At 61.3% G+C, this 569-nt stretch carries 1 protein-coding gene; it reads right to left on the reverse strand.

Annotated features, from left to right (window positions below):
- Positions 1-125 precede the first annotated feature (125 nt).
- A partial coding sequence (locus NKJ37_RS31975) for an IS110 family RNA-guided transposase (RefSeq protein WP_352776448.1) occupies positions 126-569 on the reverse strand: 444 nt, incomplete at its 5' end.

Below are 569 nucleotides of genomic sequence, written 5' to 3' on the forward strand. Positions count from 1 at the left end.
CCCAGACAGGTCAACGCGCTTTTTGAGCGGCACCCACTGAGCGGGTTTTCCGATCCCGGTTCGACCGTCCGTCATCACACCATCAGCACCTCACCAACCTCTGTGCATCCTCTGCGACTACGTCACTACGCCGGTGAATCCGCGAAGCGCTTGCCCGTAGTCATCAGCGCCCAGACGATCCGGGCCATCTTGTTTGCCAAGGCCACCGCAACGACGTTGTACGGCTTTTTCGCCAGAAGCTCGGCAGCCCAGCGAGTGGGTGCCGCTTTGCCCTTACGACAGAAGCGAAGCACGGCATGGGCTCCCACAACAAGAAGGCGACGGATGTAGGGATCGCCTTGCTTGCTGATCCGCCCGAGCCGATCCTTTCCTCCGGATGAGTTCTGTCGCGGCACCAGGCCAAGCCAAGCCGCGAGTTGCCGGCCGGATTTGAACAGGGACGCATCTGTCACGGTCGCAACGATTGCGCTGGCGGTGATCGGACCGATGCCGGGGATCGTTTCGAGGCGACGGCTCAACTCGTGCGAACGATGCCAGATGTGAATCTGTCGGTCCAGCTCACCGACCTT

The sequence above is a fragment of the Mesorhizobium sp. M0140 genome (assembly GCF_040322475.1).
Classification (GTDB): domain Bacteria; phylum Pseudomonadota; class Alphaproteobacteria; order Rhizobiales; family Rhizobiaceae; genus Mesorhizobium.